Origin of the sequence: Protofrankia sp. CiP1_Cm_nod2 (assembly GCF_920664355.1) — a bacterium.
In the GTDB taxonomy this organism is placed as follows: Bacteria; Actinomycetota; Actinomycetes; order Frankiales; family Frankiaceae; genus Protofrankia.
In genome coordinates this window covers 25,222-26,335 of sequence record NZ_CAKKTL010000008.1, presented here as the reverse complement: position 1 = coordinate 26,335, position 1,114 = coordinate 25,222, and the positions used below count along the sequence as shown (strand labels likewise).

Genomic DNA, 1,114 nt, shown 5'->3' with positions numbered 1-1,114 from the left:
CCGCGAACGCGCATGTCCAGGTGGCCCTCGGCAACGGACGTGACGAAGCCGAACTTCTCGTACACGCCCTGGACGCCGCTGGAAACCGTGGCGACGTTCACCCGCCGTGACATGCCGTCCAGCGCCTGGCGGAGAAGCCGGCCCATGTGGCCACGCCGGCGGAAGGAGGGTTGGATCTCCACCCCGCCGATACCCTCGGCGTCGACGGCCACGGCGCCGAACCGCCACCGGAAGGAATGCACCTCCAACTCGCCGACGGGCGTGTCCTGGTTTGCCACCAGCCGGCAGTAGCGCACGGACCGGTTACCCGCACCCGACTCGATCGTCTCCGTGTAGCGCAGACCGGGTTCCAGCACGACGTCGACCACCGGGTGCATGTCCCGAATGTCTTCCCCCCGGCTAGATCACACAAGGCGGGTTGGCCAACCATCCCGCCACTTGGCCGCTCCGAGCGGTGGATCGTGGTTGTTGGTCAGCGTCAGGACGCCGGATGTGGCTGAGATGTGGCTGGTGTCGTTCAGGGTCTGCGGCCGTGGAAGGTGTGGCGCAGGTCGTTCACCCAGGCGTCGGGGTTCTCCCAGGGGATGAAGTGGCCGCCGTGGTCGTGGGCGTTGACGTTGACGTGGTTGAACCAGCCGGCCTGCGGGCCGGTCGTGAACGCCTGGACCCGCTCGGCGGCGGTGTGGATGCCGGGCGGGTTCTCGTAGGTGACGAGGGTGAGGCCGACCGGGGCCTGCACGGCCGGGGTGCGGTCGTGGGCGGGGGTCCAGGGGTAGCGGTTGGCGTTGGCGTAGTAACGCATCGAGGTGGCGATGGAGTTGTTCACCCAGTAGATCGTGGCGTGGGTGAGCAGGTCGTCCGTGGTGAAGACGGACTCGAGGTCGCCGTCGTTGTCGCTCCAGGCGTTCCAGCGCTCCAGGAGCCAGGCGAGCAGTCCGGCGGGTGAGTCGCTCAGGGCGTGGGCCAGGGTGGCGCCGTCGAGCATGTGCACGGCGAGGTGGGACGCCGAGCGACGGTCGAGTTCGATGATGCGGGCGCGGACGTCGGCGGGCTGGTCGTCGGTGAGGGGCCGGTTGCGGGCGAAGTCCCAGGCGCGGGGGCCGGTGAAGAAGTC

At 69.1% G+C, this 1,114-nt stretch carries 1 protein-coding gene and 1 pseudogene; both read right to left on the bottom strand.

What is annotated here, in order from left to right; translation table 11 throughout:
* A partial coding sequence (locus tag NBW84_RS01790) for a GNAT family N-acetyltransferase (RefSeq protein WP_250281066.1) occupies window positions 1-377 on the bottom strand: 377 nt, incomplete at its 3' end.
* Between the two features lie 140 nt (window positions 378-517).
* Window positions 518-1,114, bottom strand: a pseudogene (locus NBW84_RS01785) (epoxide hydrolase); the annotation flags it as partial.